The following is a 17460-nucleotide window of genomic DNA, read 5'->3' as shown; positions in this document are numbered from 1 at the left end:
TTTTACTTCATGGAAAATGTTGTTGTACATATTATCTCACATAGTCACTGGGATCGTGAGTGGTACTTGCCTTTTGAAAGCCACCGGATGCAGTTGGTGGAATTGTTTGACAATCTTTTTGATCTCTTTGAAAATGACCCTGAGTTCAAGAGTTTCCACTTGGATGGCCAAACCATTGTCCTGGATGACTATTTGGAAATTCGCCCTGAAAATCGCGATAAGGTTCAACGTTACATTGACGAGGGCAAACTTAAAATTGGTCCCTTTTACATCTTGCAGGATGACTACTTGATTTCAAGTGAAGCCAACGTCCGCAATACCTTGATTGGTCAAGCAGAATGTGCAAAATGGGGCAAATCCACTCAGATTGGTTACTTCCCAGATACCTTTGGAAATATGGGACAAGCTCCTCAAATCCTTCAAAAATCAGGTATTCACGTGGCAGCCTTTGGTCGTGGTGTCAAGCCGATTGGATTTGACAACCAAGTCCTCGAAGATGAGCAGTTCACATCCCAGTTTTCAGAAATGTACTGGCAAGGCGCGGACGGAAGTCGTGTTCTCGGTATCCTCTTTGCCAACTGGTATAGTAATGGGAATGAAATCCCAGTTGATAAGGACGAAGCCTTGGCCTTTTGGAAACAAAAATTGTCAGACGTGCGTGACTATGCTTCGACCAACCAATGGTTGATGATGAACGGCTGTGACCACCAGCCTGTACAGCGAAATCTGAGCGAAGCTATTCGTGTGGCCAATGAACTCTTCCCAGATGTGACCTTTGTGCATAGTTCCTTTGATGACTATGTTCATGCAGTAGAAAGTGCTCTACCAGAGCAGTTATCAACGGTTACAGGTGAGTTGACAAGTCAGGAAACAGATGGTTGGTACACGCTTGCCAACACTTCCTCATCACGCATTTACCTCAAACAATCCTTCCAAGAAAATAGCAATCTCCTAGAACAAGTAGTGGAGCCATTGACTGTCATCACTGGCGGGCACAACCATAAGGACCAGTTGACCTATGCTTGGAAAGTCCTTCTACAAAATGCGCCACATGACAGTATCTGTGGCTGTAGCGTGGACGAGGTTCACCGTGAGATGGAGACACGTTTTGCCAAGGTTAACCAAGTTGGAAATTTCGTTAAGACCAACCTTCTCAACGAGTGGAAGGGCAAAATTGCAACTCACGAAGCGCAAAGCGACCATCTCTTTACCGTCATTAACACAGGTTTGCATGACAAGGTTGATACGGTCAGCACCGTGATTGATGTGGCGACTTGTGATTTCAAGGAATTGCACCCAACAGAAGGCTATAAGAAGATGGCAGCCTTGACCTTGCCAAGATACCGTGTTGAAGATTTGGAAGGGCATGCTGTAGAAGCGAAAATCGAAGATTTGGGAGCTAACTTTGAGTATGATTTGCCAAAAGACAAGTTCCGTCAGGCTCGTATCGCTCGACAGGTGCGCGTGACAGTGCCTGTTCATCTGGCACCACTTTCTTGGACAACCTTCCAATTGCTTGAAGGAGAACAAGAACACCGTGACGGTATTTACCAAAATGGAGTGATTGATACGCCATTTGTAACGGTAAGTGTGGATGAAAACATCACGGTCTACGACAAGACAACTCATGAAGCTTATGAAGATGTTATTCGCTTTGAAGACCGTGGTGACATTGGAAATGAGTACATCTATTTCCAACCAAAAGGAACAGAGCCTATCTACGCAGAACTCAAAGGCTGTGAAGTCTTGGAAAATACAGCTCGTTTTGCCAAGATCTTGCTCAAGCATGAATTGACAATTCCAGTAAGTGCAGACGAAAAACTGGATGCGGAACAAAGAGGAATCATCGAGTTTATGACGCGCGAAGCTGGGCGCTCAGAAGAATTGATAACCCTTCCTCTGGAAACAGAAATGACCGTCTTTGTTGACAATCCACAAATTCGTTTCAAGACTCGCTTTACTAACACAGCCAAGGACCACCGTATCCGTCTCTTGGTTAAGACTCATAATACGCGTCCAAGCAATGACTCTGAAAGCATCTATGAGGTGGTGACACGACCAAATAAACCAGCTGCTTCTTGGGAAAATCCTGAAAATCCACAACACCAACAAGCCTTTGTCAGCCTTTATGATGATGAAAAAGGGGTGACAGTGGCAAATAAAGGATTGCACGAGTATGAAATCCTTGGAGACGATACCATTGCCGTGACCATTCTTCGTGCCTCAGGTGAGTTAGGTGACTGGGGTTACTTCCCAACACCAGAAGCTCAATGCTTGCGTGAGTTTGAAGTCGAGTTTGCACTTGAGTGCCACCAAGCAGGGGAACGCTTCTCAGCCTTCCGTCGTGCCAAAGCCTTCCAAACACCATTCACTAGTCTTCAAGTTGCTAAACAAGAAGGAAGTGTTGCAGCGACTGGTAGCCTCTTGAGCCATGCGGCGCTCAGCTTGCCACAAGTCTGCCCAACAGCCTTTAAGGTAGCTGAAAATGAAGAAGGGTATGTACTTCGTTACTATAATATGAGTCAAGAAAATGTGCGCATATCTGAACACCAACAAACCATTCTTGACTTACTTGAGCGACCTTATCCAGTTCATTCAGGACTATTGGCTCCACAAGAAATTCGCACAGAATTGATTAAAAAAGAAGACATTTAACAGTTTTAAAGTGTTTGATAACTAATGCTATGAGATAGAAAGGAGGGGCGAAAGAGTAAGGACTAATTACTGATTTGCCCCTTTTTTGGTGAAAATATGACGATTGCAACCATTGATATCGGAGGGACTGGGATTAAGTTTGCCAGTCTGACTCCTGATGGGAAAATACTGGATAAGACAAGTACCCCGACACCAGAAAACCTAGAAGATTTACTGGCATGGCTAGACCAACGTCTGTCGGAGAAAGATTATAAGGGCATTGCCATGAGCGTTCCAGGCGCGGTCAATCAAGAAACAGGTGTGATTGAGGGAATTAGTGCCGTACCTTATATTCACGGTTTTTCTTGGTATGAGGCCCTTGCTCATCATCAGCTGCCTGTCCATCTAGAAAATGATGCCAACTGTGTTGGACTTAGTGAACTGCTGGCTCACCCAGAGATTGAAAATGCAGCCTGTGTCGTGATTGGGACAGGAATTGGCGGAGCTATGATTATCAATGGAAAACTTCACCGTGGTCGCCACGGCTTGGGAGGAGAGTTTGGCTACATGACAACTATTGCACCAGCTGAAAAACTCAACAACTGGTCGCAACTAGCGTCAACTGGAAATATGGTGCGCTACGTGATTGAAAAATCTGGTCAGACTGACTGGGACGGACGCAAGATTTATCAAGAGGCCGCAGCTGGCAATGCTCTTTGTCAAGAAGCTATTGAGCGCATGAACCGTAATCTGGCGCAAGGTTTGCTCAATATCCAGTATCTCATCGACCCAGATGTCATTAGTCTGGGAGGCTCCATCAGTCAAAACCCAGATTTTATCAAAGGTGTCAAGAAGGCTGTCGATGAATTTGTCGATACCTACGAAGAATACGCGGTCGCACCAGTTATCCAGGCATGCACCTATCACGCAGATGCCAATCTCTACGGTGCCCTTGTCAACTGGCTACAGGAGGAAAACCAATGGTAACATTTACAGGACTTAGTCCCAAACAAACTCAGGCAATCGACTTGCTGACAAAGCGTATCTCTTTACCAGATGTTGAAGTTGCAGTCACTCAGTCTGACCAAGCCTCGATCTCTATCAAGGGTGAAGGTGGACACTATCAACTAACCTATCGCAAACCTCACCAACTCTACCGCGCCTTGTCCTTGTTAGCAACAGCTCTAGCAGAAGGTGACAAGGTAGACCTTGAAGAACAAGCTGCTTACGAAGATTTGGCCTACATGGCGGACTGTTCTCGCAATGCCGTGATCAATGTCGCATCTACCAAGCAGATGATTGAGGTCTTGGCTCTCATGGGCTACTCGACCTTCGAGCTCTACATGGAAGACACCTATCAGATTGAGGGGCAGCCTTATTTTGGTTACTTCCGTGGCGCCTACTCAGCAGAGGAGTTGCAGGAAATCGAAGCCTATTCCCAGCAGTTTGATATGACCTTTGTGCCTTGTATCCAGACCTTGGCCCACTTGTCAGCCTTTGTCAAATGGGGTGTTAAGGAAGTGCAAGAACTCCGTGATGTGGAGGACATTCTCCTCATCGGAGAAGAAAAGGTGTATGACCTGATTGATGGCATGTTTGCCACTCTATCTAAACTGCAGACTCGCAAGGTCAATATCGGGATGGACGAGGCTCACTTGGTTGGCTTGGGACGCTACCTCATCTTGAACGGTGTTGTAGACCGTAGTCTCCTCATGTGTCAACACTTGGAGCGCGTGCTGGATATTGCAGACAAGTATGGTTTCCATTGTCAGATGTGGAGTGATATGTTCTTTAAACTCATGTCAGCGGATGGCCAGTACGATCGTGACGTGGAGATTCCAGAGGAAACTCGTGTCTACCTAGATCGTCTCAAAGACCGTGTAACCTTGGTTTACTGGGATTATTATCAGGATAGCGAGGAAAAATACAATCGCAATTTCCGCAACCACCACAAGATTAGCCAAGATATTGCCTTTGCAGGTGGTGCTTGGAAGTGGATCGGTTTCACACCCAACAACCATTTCAGCCGTCTTATTGCTATGGAGGCTAACAAGGCCTGTCGTGCCAATGATATCAAAGAAGTCATCGTGACGGGTTGGGGGGACAATGGTGGAGAAACTGCTCAGTTCTCTATCCTACCAAGTCTGCAAATCTGGGCAGAACTCAGCTACCGCAATGATCTAGACCGTTTGTCTGCTCACTTCAAGACCAATACAGGTCTGTCAGTTGAGGACTTTATGCAGATTGACCTTGCCAATCTCTTGCCAAACTTGCCAGGTAATCTCAGTGGTATCAATCCCAACCGCTATGTCTTTTATCAGGATGTTCTCTGTCCGATTCTTGACAGACACATGACACCTGAACAAGACAAACCGCACTTTGCTCAGGCCGCTGAAACGCTTGCTGAAATCAAAGAAAAAGCAGGTGCCTACTCTTACCTCTTTGAAACTCAGGCCCAGTTGAATGCTATTTTAAGTAGTAAAGTGGATGTGGGACGTCGACTTCGCCAGGCTTACCAAGCAGGTGATAAAGCAAGCCTGCAAGCAATCGCCAGAGAAGAATTACCAAAACTCAGAAGTGAGATTGAAACTTTCCACAAACTCTTTAGCCAACAATGGCTGAAAGAAAACAAGGTCTTTGGTTTGGATACGGTTGATATCCGTATGGGCGGACTCTTGCAACGGATCAAGCGAGCAGAAAGCCGCATCGAGGCTTATCTGTCTGATCAGATTGACCGCATCGAAGAATTAGAAGTTGAAATCCTTCCATTTAACGATTTTTATGGAGACAAGGACTTTGCAGCCACAACAGCCAACCAGTGGCATACCATTGCGACCGCATCGACGATTTATACGACTTAATACTCTTCGAAAATCTCTTCAAACCACGTCAGCTTCGCCTTGCCGTATAGATGTTACTGACCTCGTCAGTTTTATCTGCAACCTCAAAGCAGTGCTTTGAGCAGCTTGCGGCTAGCTTCCTAGTTTGCTCTTTGATTTTCATTGAGTATAAAAACAAGAACAGTGTCCCTTGTTCAGAGTGTTTCTCGTGAAACCTATTTCTTATAAAAAACTTCTCCACAAAAAATAATTTGTGGAGTTTTTTCTATAATTAGTAGTTTAACCTAGCCTTCAAATAGGAGTATACTAATAATGTAATCGTTATCAAACCTAAAAATTCGATGAAATCAGTTTTTAGGAATAAAAAGGGAGGAAATTATGAAAAAGTTTTCAAAGACCTTGAGAGATAACTGGATCTTTCTCTTGATGGTTTTACCAGGGGCACTCTGGTTGATTCTATTCTTTTACATTCCAGTATTTGGGAATGTGGTCGCCTTTAAAGACTACCATATGACCAGTAATGGTTTCATAGATAGTATTGTGAATAGTAAATGGGTCGGGTTAGATAATTTCAGATTCTTGTTTAGTTCAAAAGATGCCTTTATCATCACTCGAAATACCGTTCTTTATAATCTCGGCTTTATCTTTATCGGTTTGATTGTATCAGTAGGGATTGCCATCATCCTCAGCGAGCTCCGCTCTAAGAGAATGGTTAAGATTTTCCAAACGTCTATGTTGTTCCCTTACTTCCTGTCATGGGTTATCATTAGTTTCTTTACAGATGCCTTCCTAAACATTGACAAAGGGGTCTTCAACCATTTCCTAACATCCATTGGCATGAAGGAAGTCAACTTCTACGCTGACTTAGGCATTTGGCCATACCTTCTCCTTTTCCTAGGTATTTGGAAAGGCTTTGGATATAGCAGTGTCATGTACTATGCGACAATCATGGGGATTGATCCAACCTACTACGAAGCAGCAACAGTGGACGGGGCTAGCAAGTGGCAACGCATTCGCAACGTAACCATTCCTCAGTTGACTCCACTTGTGACAGTCTTGACCATCCTTGCAGTCGGAAATATCTTCCGTGCAGACTTCGGTCTCTTCTATCAAATCCCACACAATGCTGGTCAGCTCTACAATGTAACCAACGTTTTGGACGTGTATGTCTTTAATGGTTTGACTCAGACAGCAGATATCGGTATGGCTTCAGCAGCCGGTCTTTACCAATCCGTAGTCGGTTTGATTCTGGTTATCCTATCAAACTTGCTTGCAAGACGAGTCGATCCAAACTCAGCTTTGTTCTAGAAAGGAGGAGAATATGGCAGAAAAGAAAATTAAAAAAGAAAAAATCGATAATGTCGGCATTCACTCCTTCAGTAAGAAAGCAGATATCTTCTTTAGTATTATCTCTGGTTTGATCGCTCTTTCTTGTATCTTGCCCTTTATCTTCGTTATCATCATTTCGGTGACAGATGAAAAGAGCATCCTCCAGTATGGATATAGCTTTTTCCCTTCGAAATTTGGTGTAGATGGATTCCAGTTTCTAGCTCAGTTTAAAGATAAGATCCTCCAAGCGCTCTTTATCTCAGTTTTTGTAACTGTAGTCGGAACAGTGACCAACGTCTTCATCACAACCACTTATGCCTACGCCATCTCACGGACAACCTTTAAGTACCGCAGATTCTTTACGATTTTCGCTCTTCTTAGTATGTTGTTCAATGCTGGTTTGGTACCAGGCTATATCGTGGTCACTCGCCTGCTTCAACTTGGTGATACCGTTTGGGCCTTGATTGTTCCAATGCTTCTCTCACCATTCAACATCATCTTGATGCGTTCCTTCTTCAAGAAGACCATTCCAGAAGCCATTCTCGAATCTGCTCGTATCGATGGTGCCAGTGAAGCTCGGATCTTCTTCCAGATTTGTTTGCCCTTGTCACTTCCAGGTATCGCAACCATCACGCTTTTGACAGCTCTTGGTTTCTGGAACGACTGGTTCAACGCCCTTCTTTATATCAAGAGTGACAACTTGTATCCATTGCAATATTTGCTTATGCAAATCCAACAAAATATGGACTACATTGCAAAAGCAGTCGGTCTATCTGGCCAACTGGGAGTTGCTCTACCGAAAGAAACAGGTCGTATGGCCATGGTTGTTGTTGCAACCCTTCCAATCGCGATTCTGTATCCATTCTTCCAACGCTACTTTGTTAAAGGTTTGACCATCGGTGGTGTGAAAGAATAGCACTTGCTGAGAAACACCGTTTCTCCCTTCCTAACTTCATCTTAGTGACTGAAGTAAAGATCATTAAATCGTTTATAAATTTAAAAACAAAAAAGGAGTTTTTATCATGAAAAACTGGAAAAAATATGCTTTTGCATCTGCTAGTGTAGTCGCTTTGGCTGCTGGTCTCGCTGCTTGTGGAAACCTTACAGGTAATAACAAAAAAGCTGCTGACTCAGCTTCAGGTGAAAAAACTGTTATCAAAATGTACCAAATTGGTGACAAACCAGATAACTTGGATGAATTGCTAGAAAATGCTAACAAAATCATCGGTGAAAAAGTTGGTGCCAAATTGGATATCCAATACCTCGGATGGGGTGACTATGATAAGAAAATGTCTGTTATCACATCATCTGGTGAAAACTATGATATCGCATTTGCATCTAACTATGTCGTAAATGCTCAAAAAGGTGCCTATGCTGACTTAACAGAATTGTATAAAAAAGAAGGAGCAGAGCTTTACAAAGCACTTGACCCAGCTTACATCAAAGGGAACACTGTAAACGGTAAGATCTATGCAGTACCAGTTGCAGCTAACGTTGCATCATCTCAAAACTTTGCCTTCAACGGAACACTTCTTGCTAAATACGGTATCGATATTTCAGGTGTAACTTCATACGAAACACTTGAGCCAGTCTTGAAACAAATCAAAGAAAAAGCTCCAGATGTAGTACCATTTGCGGTTACGAAGAACTTTATCCCATCTGATAACTTTGACTACCCAGTACCAAACGGACTTCCATTTGTTATCGACCTTGAAGGAGACACTACTAAGATCGTAAACCGTTACGAAGTGCCTCGTTTCAAAGAACACTTGAAGACTCTTCACAAATTCTATGAAGAAGGATACATTCCAAAAGACGTAGCAACAAGCGACACCTCATTTGACCTTCAACAAGATACTTGGTTCGTTCGTGAAGAAACAGTAGGACCAGCTGACTACGGTAACAGCTTGCTTTCACGCGTTGCGAACAAAGACATCCAAATTAAACCAATCACTAACTTTATCAAGAAAAATCAAACAACACAAGTTGCCAACTTTGTTATCTCAAACAACTCTAAGAACAAAGAAAAATCAATGGAAGTGTTGAACCTCTTGAACACGAACCCAGAACTCTTGAACGGCCTTGTTTACGGTCCAGAAGGCAAGAACTGGGAAAAAATTCAAGGTAAAGAAAACCGTGTACGCGTCCTTGATGGCTACAAAGGAAATACTCACATGGGTGGATGGAACACTGGTAACAACTGGATTCTTTACATCAACGAAAACGTTACAGACCAACAAATCGAAGATTCTAAGAAACAATTGGCAGAAGCTAAAGAATCTCCAGCACTTGGATTCATCTTTAACACTGACAATGTGAAATCTGAAATCTCAGCAATTTCTAACACAATGCAACAATTCGATACAGCTATCAATACTGGTACTGTAGACCCAGATAAAGCAATCCCAGAATTGATGGAAAAATTGAAATCTGAAGGTGCCTACGAAAAAGTATTGAACGAAATGCAAAAACAATACGACGAATTCTTGAAAAACAAAAAATCATAAGATTGATTGATTTCGTGTATTCATTCCTAATTCCTAAAAATGTGATCACTGCCTTCCCTAGTTCTCTAGGGGAGGTAGTGATTTTTAGGATGTAAAAATGAAAACAGTGGTTCTGAGGGTTTATGCGATGTGATACACATACATCTATAGGGGATTTATTATGAAAAAATATCGTTTTCTTTTCAAAATGAGTGCTGTCTTCTCTTACCTATTTTTCGTATTTGGTCTTTCTCAGCTGACGCTTATTGTCCAAAACTATTGGCAATTTTCTTCCCAGATTGGCAATTTCTTCTGGATTCAAAATATCTTGAGTTTGCTATTTAGCGGAGTCATGATTTGGATTCTGGTTAAGACAGGCCATGGTTATCTCTTTCGCATTCCAAGAAAAAAATGGCTTTGGTATTCGATTTTGACAGTATTAGTGGTAGTGCTCCAGATCTCTTTTAACGTTCAGACAGCTAAACATGTTCAGTCAACTGCGGAAGGTTGGGCTGTACTGATTGGTTATAGTGGGACTAACTTTGCAGAGCTAAGTATCTATATAGCCCTGTTCTTTCTGGTTCCACTGATGGAAGAATTGATCTATAGGGGTTTGTTGCAACATGCTTTCTTTAAACATTCGAGATTTGGCCTTGATTTGCTTCTTCCTTCCATTTTGTTTGCTCTTCCTCATTTTTCAAGTCTGCCTAGTCTGTTAGATATTTTCGTTTTTACAACATCTGGAATCATCTTTGCTGGTTTGACCCGCTATACCAAGAGCATCTATCCTTCCTATGCAGTGCATGTGATCAATAATATTGTAGCGACCTTGCCATTTTTGCTGACTTTTTTACATAGGGTGTTTGGGTAAAATATTAGCATGAGAGTTAGGGATTATAGTTTTTCAATTTATAAGCGAATTTCAGGAGGGAAATGAGTATGACACCATTAAAATGGTTTGCTGGAGGAAGTGAAAGACGTTGTGAAGCGATGACCATCATTGATTATCTATTGGAAGATATAAAGGCTGCGCCTCAACTTGCTCCCCTGAAAAATCAGTTAGTGATTTATAAAAAACGATTAGAGGATGATGGAACCTCTACTCCATTTATTCTGAGCCAAATGAACGTTGACATCTCACGTGTGTTAATTGATAACAATCTGGGTTTGTCAGAAAGTCAAGCGAAGCAAATCAAAAAATTGAGAGAATTATCTGCGATTCGGTATGGTTACTGATGAAGTGCAGGGGTAGGACTCTTTCTACAATTTCCGGTCAAATAAATTGCATTCGTTTTCCCAAGTGGGTATACTAGTATAGTTGAATGAAAAATTCTGAAAATTTAAGAATAGAAAAGAGAACAAATCTTATGGCAAAAGATATTCGTGTCTTACTTTACTACCTTTATACTCCAATTGAAAACGCAGAGCAATTTGCTGCAGATCACTTGGCTTTCTGTAAATCAATCGGTCTCAAAGGCCGTATCCTAGTCGCTGACGAGGGGATTAACGGGACTGTTTCAGGTGACTACGAAACAACTCAAAAATACATGGACTACGTTCACAGCCTCCCAGGCATGGAAGACCTCTGGTTCAAGATTGACGAAGAAAATGAACAAGCCTTCAAGAAGATGTTTGTTCGCTACAAGAAAGAAATTGTCCACCTTGGTTTGGAAGACAACGATTTTGACAACGACATCAACCCACTTGAAACGACGGGTGCTTACTTGTCTCCAAAAGAGTTCAAAGAAGCCCTTCTTGACGAAGATACAGTGGTTCTTGACACACGTAACGATTATGAGTACGACCTAGGACATTTCCGTGGGGCTATCCGCCCAGACATCCGCAACTTCCGTGAGTTGCCACAATGGGTTCGTGACAACAAGGAAAAATTCATGGACAAGCGTGTCGTGGTTTACTGTACAGGTGGCGTTCGCTGTGAGAAATTCTCAGGCTGGATGGTTCGTGAAGGTTACAAAGATGTCGGCCAATTGCACGGAGGAATCGCAACTTACGGTAAAGATCCAGAAGTTCAAGGTGAGCTTTGGGATGGGAAAATGTACGTCTTTGACGAGCGTATCGCCGTTGATGTTAACCATGTTAACCCAACCATCGTAGGGAAAGACTGGTTTGATGGAACACCATGTGAACGCTATGTCAACTGTGGCAATCCCTTCTGTAACCGTCGTATCCTAACATCAGAAGAAAATGAAGACAAGTACCTTCGTGGATGTTCACACGAGTGTCGTGTTCACCCACGCAACCGCTACGTCTCAGAAAATGAATTGACACAAGCAGAAGTTGTTGAGCGCCTAGCAGCTATCGGTGAAAGCTTGGATCAAGTCGCTACTGTATAACATCAAACAGCTCCTCAGGGGCTGTTTTTCTATGCTTTTTATCTAAAAATCTAAAATTTGTTTCTGTATCTTTCAGGAAAATAGGGTATACTATATGTAAACGATTTCAAAGGAGGCCAGTTATGGCGAAAACATTTTTTATCCCAAATAAAGAAAGCATTCTAGGACAACAGGAGGTCTTGACTGCCAAGTCCATCTTGGCCTTAGTGGAGGGTTTGGAGTCACATAGTTATGATGCGGTCTATCTCCGTCAGCCCCTCAATCGTCTCGAATACATGGAGTGTGGGATTGTAGGTCAGTCACAATTTCTCTTCAAGGTGAACTATGCGGATAGTCGAAAAGGCTATCAAGTGGTGATTCCAGACTTCCTTACTAGAGCGGACTGGGAGATTGTAGAAGCTCTCCTCCAAGCCCTATCGAGCAAGTTGGGGCAAGCGGTAGAAGGGATAGAAGGATTTGACTTTGAAGCCTATTTCCGACAAATAGTTCAGAATTATCTAGCTGACAAAGCGGCTCGTCTAGTATACTGCCAAGGGCTCTTGTCCCCTATCTATCTCAACAAGGAATACCTCGAGAGCTTTTTGGCTGAGGATGGATTGGCACGTTTTGAAGAGCTGGTCAAGAAAGTTCAAGGCTCTGATGCCTACCTTGCCAGTGTGAAATTTTACCCAGACGCCGAAGGCAAGGTACACGGTATCTACCACCTAGCCCAAGGAGTCAAGACGATTTTGCCAAAGGAACCCTTTGTACCGGCGCACTATACTGAGCAGCTAGCAGGCAAGGAACTTGTTTGGGAGATTGACCTAGTGGCGATTTCTGGTGATGGTTCAAAAGCCGAAGACTACGAATCCATCGCTCGCTTGGATTATGCAAAATTCCTAGAGTCACTACCAGAAGCATTTTACCACCAACTAGATGCCAATCAATTAGAAGTACAACCTATCCTAGGACCAGATTTTGAAGGATTGGCAACTATCAAGTAGACATTGTTCAAAAAAGAGTAAGCATAAAAATCCCTGTCATTAACAAATGGCAGGGATTTTGGTTAAAAGAATGTCAGGATGCGAAGGTAGTCCACTGTCAGCGCAAGCTCTGCAATGAAGAAGGGTAAGAGAATAGCGCCATCAAGTAAGACAGCTAGCAAGAAACGATAAAATGGGTCAAGGCTACTGGTCTTACTTGGCTTACTAATCACAAAGAGATTTCCAAGGGCAAAGATGGCCATGCTTAGAAGAGTGAGGATGCCAGCAAATCGTAAGCCACCAAAGAGTGCAAAGAAACTTGCTAGAGCGGTTAGGACAAGTGGGATAGCAAAGAGTCGGCTGTAACGATCGCAAGCTTCTTGGAATGTGAAGTCGCTCTCCTGATCCAGCACACGTCGGACAGTAAAGCCTCCCAAAATGATGGAAAAGTAAAATAGAGCGCTAGCGACCAAGATGGAGAGTCCAGCAAAGAGATTTAAAGGAGGGAGCTGGTTAGGAGAACTATTGGCAATAGACGCCATATAGCCGTAGTAGAGGTGTTTGATATGATAGATACTAAAGAAAAGGTTAATTGAGGATAGCAAAGTGAGCAGGGCAAAGACACTGTAACGGTGCTTTTGGTCCGTAGTCTTGCTGGCAGTTGGTTCTTGGATAGCATCCAGTAGCCAAGTCCAAAATAGTGCGATTTCTTCTTTGAACCGGGCAGTTTTACGAGGGTCAATATCTGGGATATAGGGGCTTTCTAAAGCCTTGCTGAGGATACTTTTCTCTTTTGCAGGGGTTTCTTGCTTGTGTTCCTCTTCAGCTTTCCCTTCTCCCTCTTCCTCGGTTTGGGCTTCTTCTATCGTTTCGGGAGCTTCCTCCTCATGCTTTTCCGACTCTTTAGGTGAGATAGGAGTTTCTTCGCTTGCTTGTGGTTCAGTCTCCACAGTTTCCGAAGTCTCTGGTTGGTCGGGCTGGATTTCTGATTTCGTCTGAGGTGATTTCTTCTCAAGATCGGCACTTTCAAACCATTCTTGTGTCATGGTGGAACCTCCTTTTTTTATGGTCGTTTCTATCTTTAGCCTAGCAGATGAAAGCGTTTTTGTCAATGGTTTCTAGACGGAGCAGAGTGCTCTTCTTTAGGTAGGTAGATATCTTGGTTGGCTTTTGCAATGAGTAGATCTTTGATATCTGCTTTTTCAGTTTTATAAGGGTTGGCAAGTTGATTCTCTTTTTGTCCACGATGTTCTTCTTTGGGTTTATGATAGATACCACCATGTTGAGAAGAAAGATCTAGATTGATACGGTCAGTCTCTTTCTGGGAGAGAATGAGGTTTAGAGTGGAATGGGCCTCTAGCTCAACCTTGCCGTGGACCTTGATATTCTCAGCATAGATGTGTTCCCTTTCCGTCTTGACCTGGCTATCTGTCAATTCGGTATCAAAGATATTGATGATATGAGGTGTCGTTAGCGTGCTGTTCTTGATAGAACTTTCTGTTAGTCTTAAGAGATAGCCTTTTGTTTTGATTGTCGCATTTTCAAGATTGGCTTGACGAATATTGGTTTGTCCACGATTGGCTGAGACGGTGATAGCTTGCAGTCTTCTTCCTTTAGGGAGGGAGAGAATGACTTCGTCAAAACGGTGAGAATAACTGCTGGCAATACGAAGTAGGCCTTCGATTCCTGAACCGAGAAAGCGATGTTGGGAGGCTTGTTTGTCAGTGACGCTTAGTGTTTTGTCACTCATGCCAGTAGTCAAATCGTGACGACCAGACACGGAAGGATGATAGGTGATGTGAATCTTGTCATCTACAGACTCTGTGATGGTTAGGCTGTGCTCTTCAAGGGTCAAATCAAGTTTTTCCACTTCATTTCCAAAGGTCACTTCTTCGATACGATTGTCATAGACGGGGTCTTTTGACATGGCAAGCAAACTTTGAATACCATTGGACTGGGCGCCTACAATGATCATGATAAAACCGAGGATTGTAGAAACCACACCAAAAATGAGAAATCCTTTTGTCAATTTACGCATGTCTGTCACCTCTCTTTCCTTTTTTAAGAATCCATTGCACCAAGCGGACGATCAGGAGGCCAAAGAAACGAGCTACATAGGAGATACCCAGTAGAACAAGAGAAGAAGCACCGATAGAAAGCAAACCGGCCCCAAAAATCAAGATAAAGGCAGATTTGGCTTCGACTAGGACGCTAAAGCTCTCTACGATAAAGAGTCCACCTAGCAGGATACCCGTCACAGAGACGGTAAAGAAGGCTAGAATGACGGAGGCAGCCGCGATAATAATACCGATGATGGCCATGAGGATGCCAATCCCGACCGGAATTCCGATAGGAGCTACTAGCAGGGCCAGGAGGGCAATATGTAGCAGTTGGCGGTCATTCTTTTGAGCAGGGGCTTCATTGACTTTTTTATCGAGAAGATCAGAGAGGACATCATGGGCAGCTTCTTTTGGAGTGCCTAGACTGGCAATGAGTTCCTCTTCGCCCTCTGGGCCTGCATCGTCAAATAGTTCCTTAAAGTAGTCCATAGCTTCAATGCGGTCAGCTTCGGGCAGTTTATGGAGATAGGTTTCTAACTGAGTCAGATAGTCAGTTCTTGTCATGGCGGATACTCCCTTCTATGATGCCGTTGACGGTGTCGGTATAGAGCGTCCACTCTTCCTTTAGAGTAACGAGCTGCTCTACGCCCCGATTGGTCAAGGAATAGTATTTGCGCATACGCCCCTGAAACTCTCTAGAGTAGGTGGTCAGAAAGCCACTGGCTTCCAATTTTTTGAGAATGGGATAGAGCGTAGATTCTTTGATATTGGCGATGAGCTTAATGGTTTGACTAATCTCATAACCATAAGAATCCCCCTGCTCCAGTACAGCCAAGATGAGAAACTCGATCAAGGCAGAGGATGTTGGGAAGTACATGGGAAACCTCCTTAATATTATATAAAAATTTTATATATACTCTTTTCAAATATATTGTATCTCAAGTTGAAAGCCCTGTCAAGAAATATGTGTAAAAATTTTACATATAAAAAAACTCCTAGTAAAAACTAGAAGTTTAAGGGATTTTATCAGCCTTTATCTAAATTTTATCGTAGATTTCTTATACTTAATTTCCTTATCTAAAAGTTTTAATAAAGGAGTCACGTACTCAGGATTCGGAAACTTAGGACCGAAAATGATCTCACCGATTTGAATGGAATTTTTTCGTTCTACATAAAGTTTACCTACTCCAGAAGTTTTATCAATTTTGATTTCCTTATTGCTAGGATCTAGGTTGGAATAGCGTAAGATACGAAGTTCGTTTTCATATTTGTAATCGACAGATTTAAATAAGTAGCGAATCTCTTCTATACACTCAGCAATAGCATCTTGATAGTTCTTCTCCGTAACTTTTGAACCACTATCTAGTTTTTTCTTTAAACTATTCAACATTTTTGCTAAATCTTCTATTTCGGACTTACTAAATAGTTCAGTTTGCTCAAGTTCTATATCTTCACCTATATTTTTAACGTAGGCTATTCTATAGAGATAATCACTATCCCCTTTTGGTACATTCTCTTTTTTTTCAGATTTCGACCTTTTTTCTTCATCTTTAACAGCTACAGTTGGTTTAATATTATTTAATTCATTTGGCGAGCCTTTTAAATCGTACGATAGAGTAGATTCTATCTTACTCATTGTCTCTACTAAGGGGATGGCCTCTTTACGCCAAGAAACATCATTGAAGGAAGTAAATCTAGAAAAATCATCTTCACGAAGTACCAGACAAACACCTTTAGCATCATCACCATACTGGGACCACATGGCCAGATCATCCGTTTTGTTTGTAAAACTCATTAAAAACCATGAGCTTGGTTCTAAGATATCTCGTCTATCTAAGCCTAATATCTTTTCTATGACGATTCCTTCCTCAGGATCATTCATATAATTTGCATTATACAAGCGAGTTTTTCCAGATACTGAAAAATCCTCCTTATCAGTCCTCTCTTGATCTAACATAATTTGGAGAGTGCTCCCCTTGGTGTAATGGCCAAATTTAAGCTCCTGATTTTTATCTTCACCTTTTAGCCCAAGGTGATACTTGATTTTTTGAACAAGTTGATAAATAGATAGCAAGTTCTTTAGTTCACTCGAGTCTTCTTTATAATGCTTTGCCCATGTTTGTAAAACAGCATATTTAGTATTCTTTAAAAGACCTTCTCTTAGGATAAAGTTGAATAGCTTGTACTCATCACTGTCACAAACATTATCATTACTAAAAAATAAATCATCAAAATTTTGTAACATAAATTTGGAAAATTGTTCATAGAGATTTTTAATTGTCTCTGTGGTTTGAAGACGTTCACTTAACTCTTTTTGGTGTTCAAATAAGCTTGCTAAGACCATACTATATATAAAAGCAATTTCTTCAGATTCTTGGAAGGGTTCATGTTCATGCAATTCCTTTAATTTCTTAGCAGTAGCCTCCCACTCATTCAACACAGTTTGCTCGGTTGATAAATTGAACAAAATCATAGCATACTGCAAAGCAATATCAGGCGATTCAGGGAATTGTTGCTGCACGACTTGTAATTTCTCAGCAGTAGTCTCCAATTCTTTCAATTCAGTCTGCTTGCTTGATAAGTTAACCAAAATCATGGCATACAGCAAAGCTATATCATGTGAATCATAGAATTGTTGTTGCACGATTTGTAATTTCTCAGCAGTAGTTTCCAGCTCTTTCAATTCAGTCTGCTTGGTTGATAAATTGAATAAAATCATAGCATACTGCAAAGCAATATCAGGCGATTCAGGGAATTGTTGCTGTACGACTTGTAATTTCTCAGCAGTAGTTTCC

15 protein-coding genes are annotated in these 17460 nt (G+C 42.2%); 10 read left to right on the top strand and 5 right to left on the bottom strand.

Annotated elements, in window-relative coordinates; translation table 11 throughout:
* Positions 1-9 precede the first annotated feature (9 nt).
* The 10 genes from ADM50_RS06575 (at position 10) to ADM50_RS06525 (ending at position 12626) form a co-directional block, all read left to right on the top strand.
* A complete protein-coding gene (locus ADM50_RS06575) occupies positions 10-2655 on the top strand; it encodes an alpha-mannosidase (protein ID WP_049484976.1) in 2646 nt (881 codons plus the stop codon).
* A 96-nt stretch (positions 2656-2751) separates the two neighbouring features.
* Positions 2752-3621 (top strand): ROK family protein, encoded by an 870-nt coding sequence (locus tag ADM50_RS06570; protein WP_049484974.1) that lies wholly within the window; start codon positions 2752-2754, stop codon positions 3619-3621.
* Positions 3615-5495, top strand: a complete 1881-nt coding sequence (locus ADM50_RS06565) for a beta-N-acetylhexosaminidase (RefSeq protein WP_049484973.1) — start codon at positions 3615-3617, stop codon at positions 5493-5495. Before ADM50_RS06570 ends, ADM50_RS06565 begins: the two co-directional genes overlap by 7 nt.
* A gap of 357 nt (positions 5496-5852) precedes the next feature.
* Positions 5853-6782 carry an ABC transporter permease gene (locus ADM50_RS06555; RefSeq protein WP_000714584.1) on the top strand — a complete coding sequence of 310 codons (930 nt, stop codon included), beginning with the start codon at positions 5853-5855 and terminating at the stop codon, positions 6780-6782.
* Positions 6783-6795: 13 nt separating this feature from the next.
* Complete coding sequence (locus tag ADM50_RS06550; RefSeq protein ID WP_000818344.1) at positions 6796-7719, top strand: carbohydrate ABC transporter permease; 924 nt, start codon at positions 6796-6798, stop codon at positions 7717-7719.
* A gap of 106 nt (positions 7720-7825) precedes the next feature.
* Positions 7826-9310, top strand: coding sequence for an ABC transporter substrate-binding protein (locus tag ADM50_RS06545; protein WP_049484971.1), 1485 nt, complete (start codon positions 7826-7828; stop codon positions 9308-9310).
* Positions 9311-9470: 160 nt separating this feature from the next.
* Positions 9471-10160 (top strand): CPBP family intramembrane glutamic endopeptidase, encoded by a 690-nt coding sequence (locus ADM50_RS06540; protein WP_000760768.1) that lies wholly within the window; start codon positions 9471-9473, stop codon positions 10158-10160.
* Positions 10161-10228: 68 nt separating this feature from the next.
* Complete coding sequence (locus tag ADM50_RS06535) at positions 10229-10525, top strand: bacteriocin immunity protein (RefSeq protein WP_049484969.1); 297 nt, start codon at positions 10229-10231, stop codon at positions 10523-10525.
* A 131-nt stretch (positions 10526-10656) separates the two neighbouring features.
* Entirely contained in the window at positions 10657-11643 is a 987-nt protein-coding gene (gene trhO / locus ADM50_RS06530) for an oxygen-dependent tRNA uridine(34) hydroxylase TrhO (RefSeq protein ID WP_001030013.1), read from the top strand.
* 122 nt (positions 11644-11765) lie between these two features.
* On the top strand, positions 11766-12626 hold the full coding sequence (locus tag ADM50_RS06525) for a DUF4299 family protein (RefSeq protein ID WP_049484968.1): 861 nt from the start codon (positions 11766-11768) through the stop codon (positions 12624-12626).
* 62 nt (positions 12627-12688) lie between these two features.
* Here ADM50_RS06525 and ADM50_RS06520 read toward each other — a convergent pair whose 3' ends face one another.
* The 5 genes from ADM50_RS06520 to ADM50_RS06500 form a co-directional block, all read right to left on the bottom strand.
* Complete coding sequence (locus tag ADM50_RS06520; protein ID WP_049484966.1) at positions 12689-13651, bottom strand: DUF6574 domain-containing protein; 963 nt, start codon at positions 13649-13651, stop codon at positions 12689-12691.
* Positions 13652-13713: 62 nt separating this feature from the next.
* On the bottom strand, positions 13714-14643 hold the full coding sequence (locus tag ADM50_RS06515; RefSeq protein WP_049484965.1) for a DUF4097 family beta strand repeat-containing protein: 930 nt from the start codon (positions 14641-14643) through the stop codon (positions 13714-13716).
* Positions 14636-15229: a DUF1700 domain-containing protein gene (locus tag ADM50_RS06510; protein ID WP_045592716.1), complete on the bottom strand. Its 594-nt coding sequence runs from the start codon at positions 15227-15229 to the stop codon at positions 14636-14638. The genes ADM50_RS06515 and ADM50_RS06510 overlap by 8 nt, the downstream gene beginning before the upstream one ends.
* The gene (locus ADM50_RS06505) at positions 15216-15542 is read right to left on the bottom strand and encodes a PadR family transcriptional regulator (RefSeq protein ID WP_000273860.1); all 327 of its coding nucleotides are present in this window, start codon (positions 15540-15542) and stop codon (positions 15216-15218) included. The genes ADM50_RS06510 and ADM50_RS06505 overlap by 14 nt, the downstream gene beginning before the upstream one ends.
* Positions 15543-15698: 156 nt before the next feature.
* The coding region (locus ADM50_RS06500; protein WP_049484963.1) for a DUF2971 domain-containing protein at positions 15699-17460 on the bottom strand (1762 nt) is incomplete at its 5' end.

Origin of the sequence: Streptococcus oralis (assembly GCF_001075675.1) — a bacterium.
Lineage (GTDB): Bacteria > Bacillota > Bacilli > Lactobacillales > Streptococcaceae > Streptococcus > Streptococcus oralis_V.
This window is presented reverse-complemented; position numbering and strand designations above follow the sequence as displayed.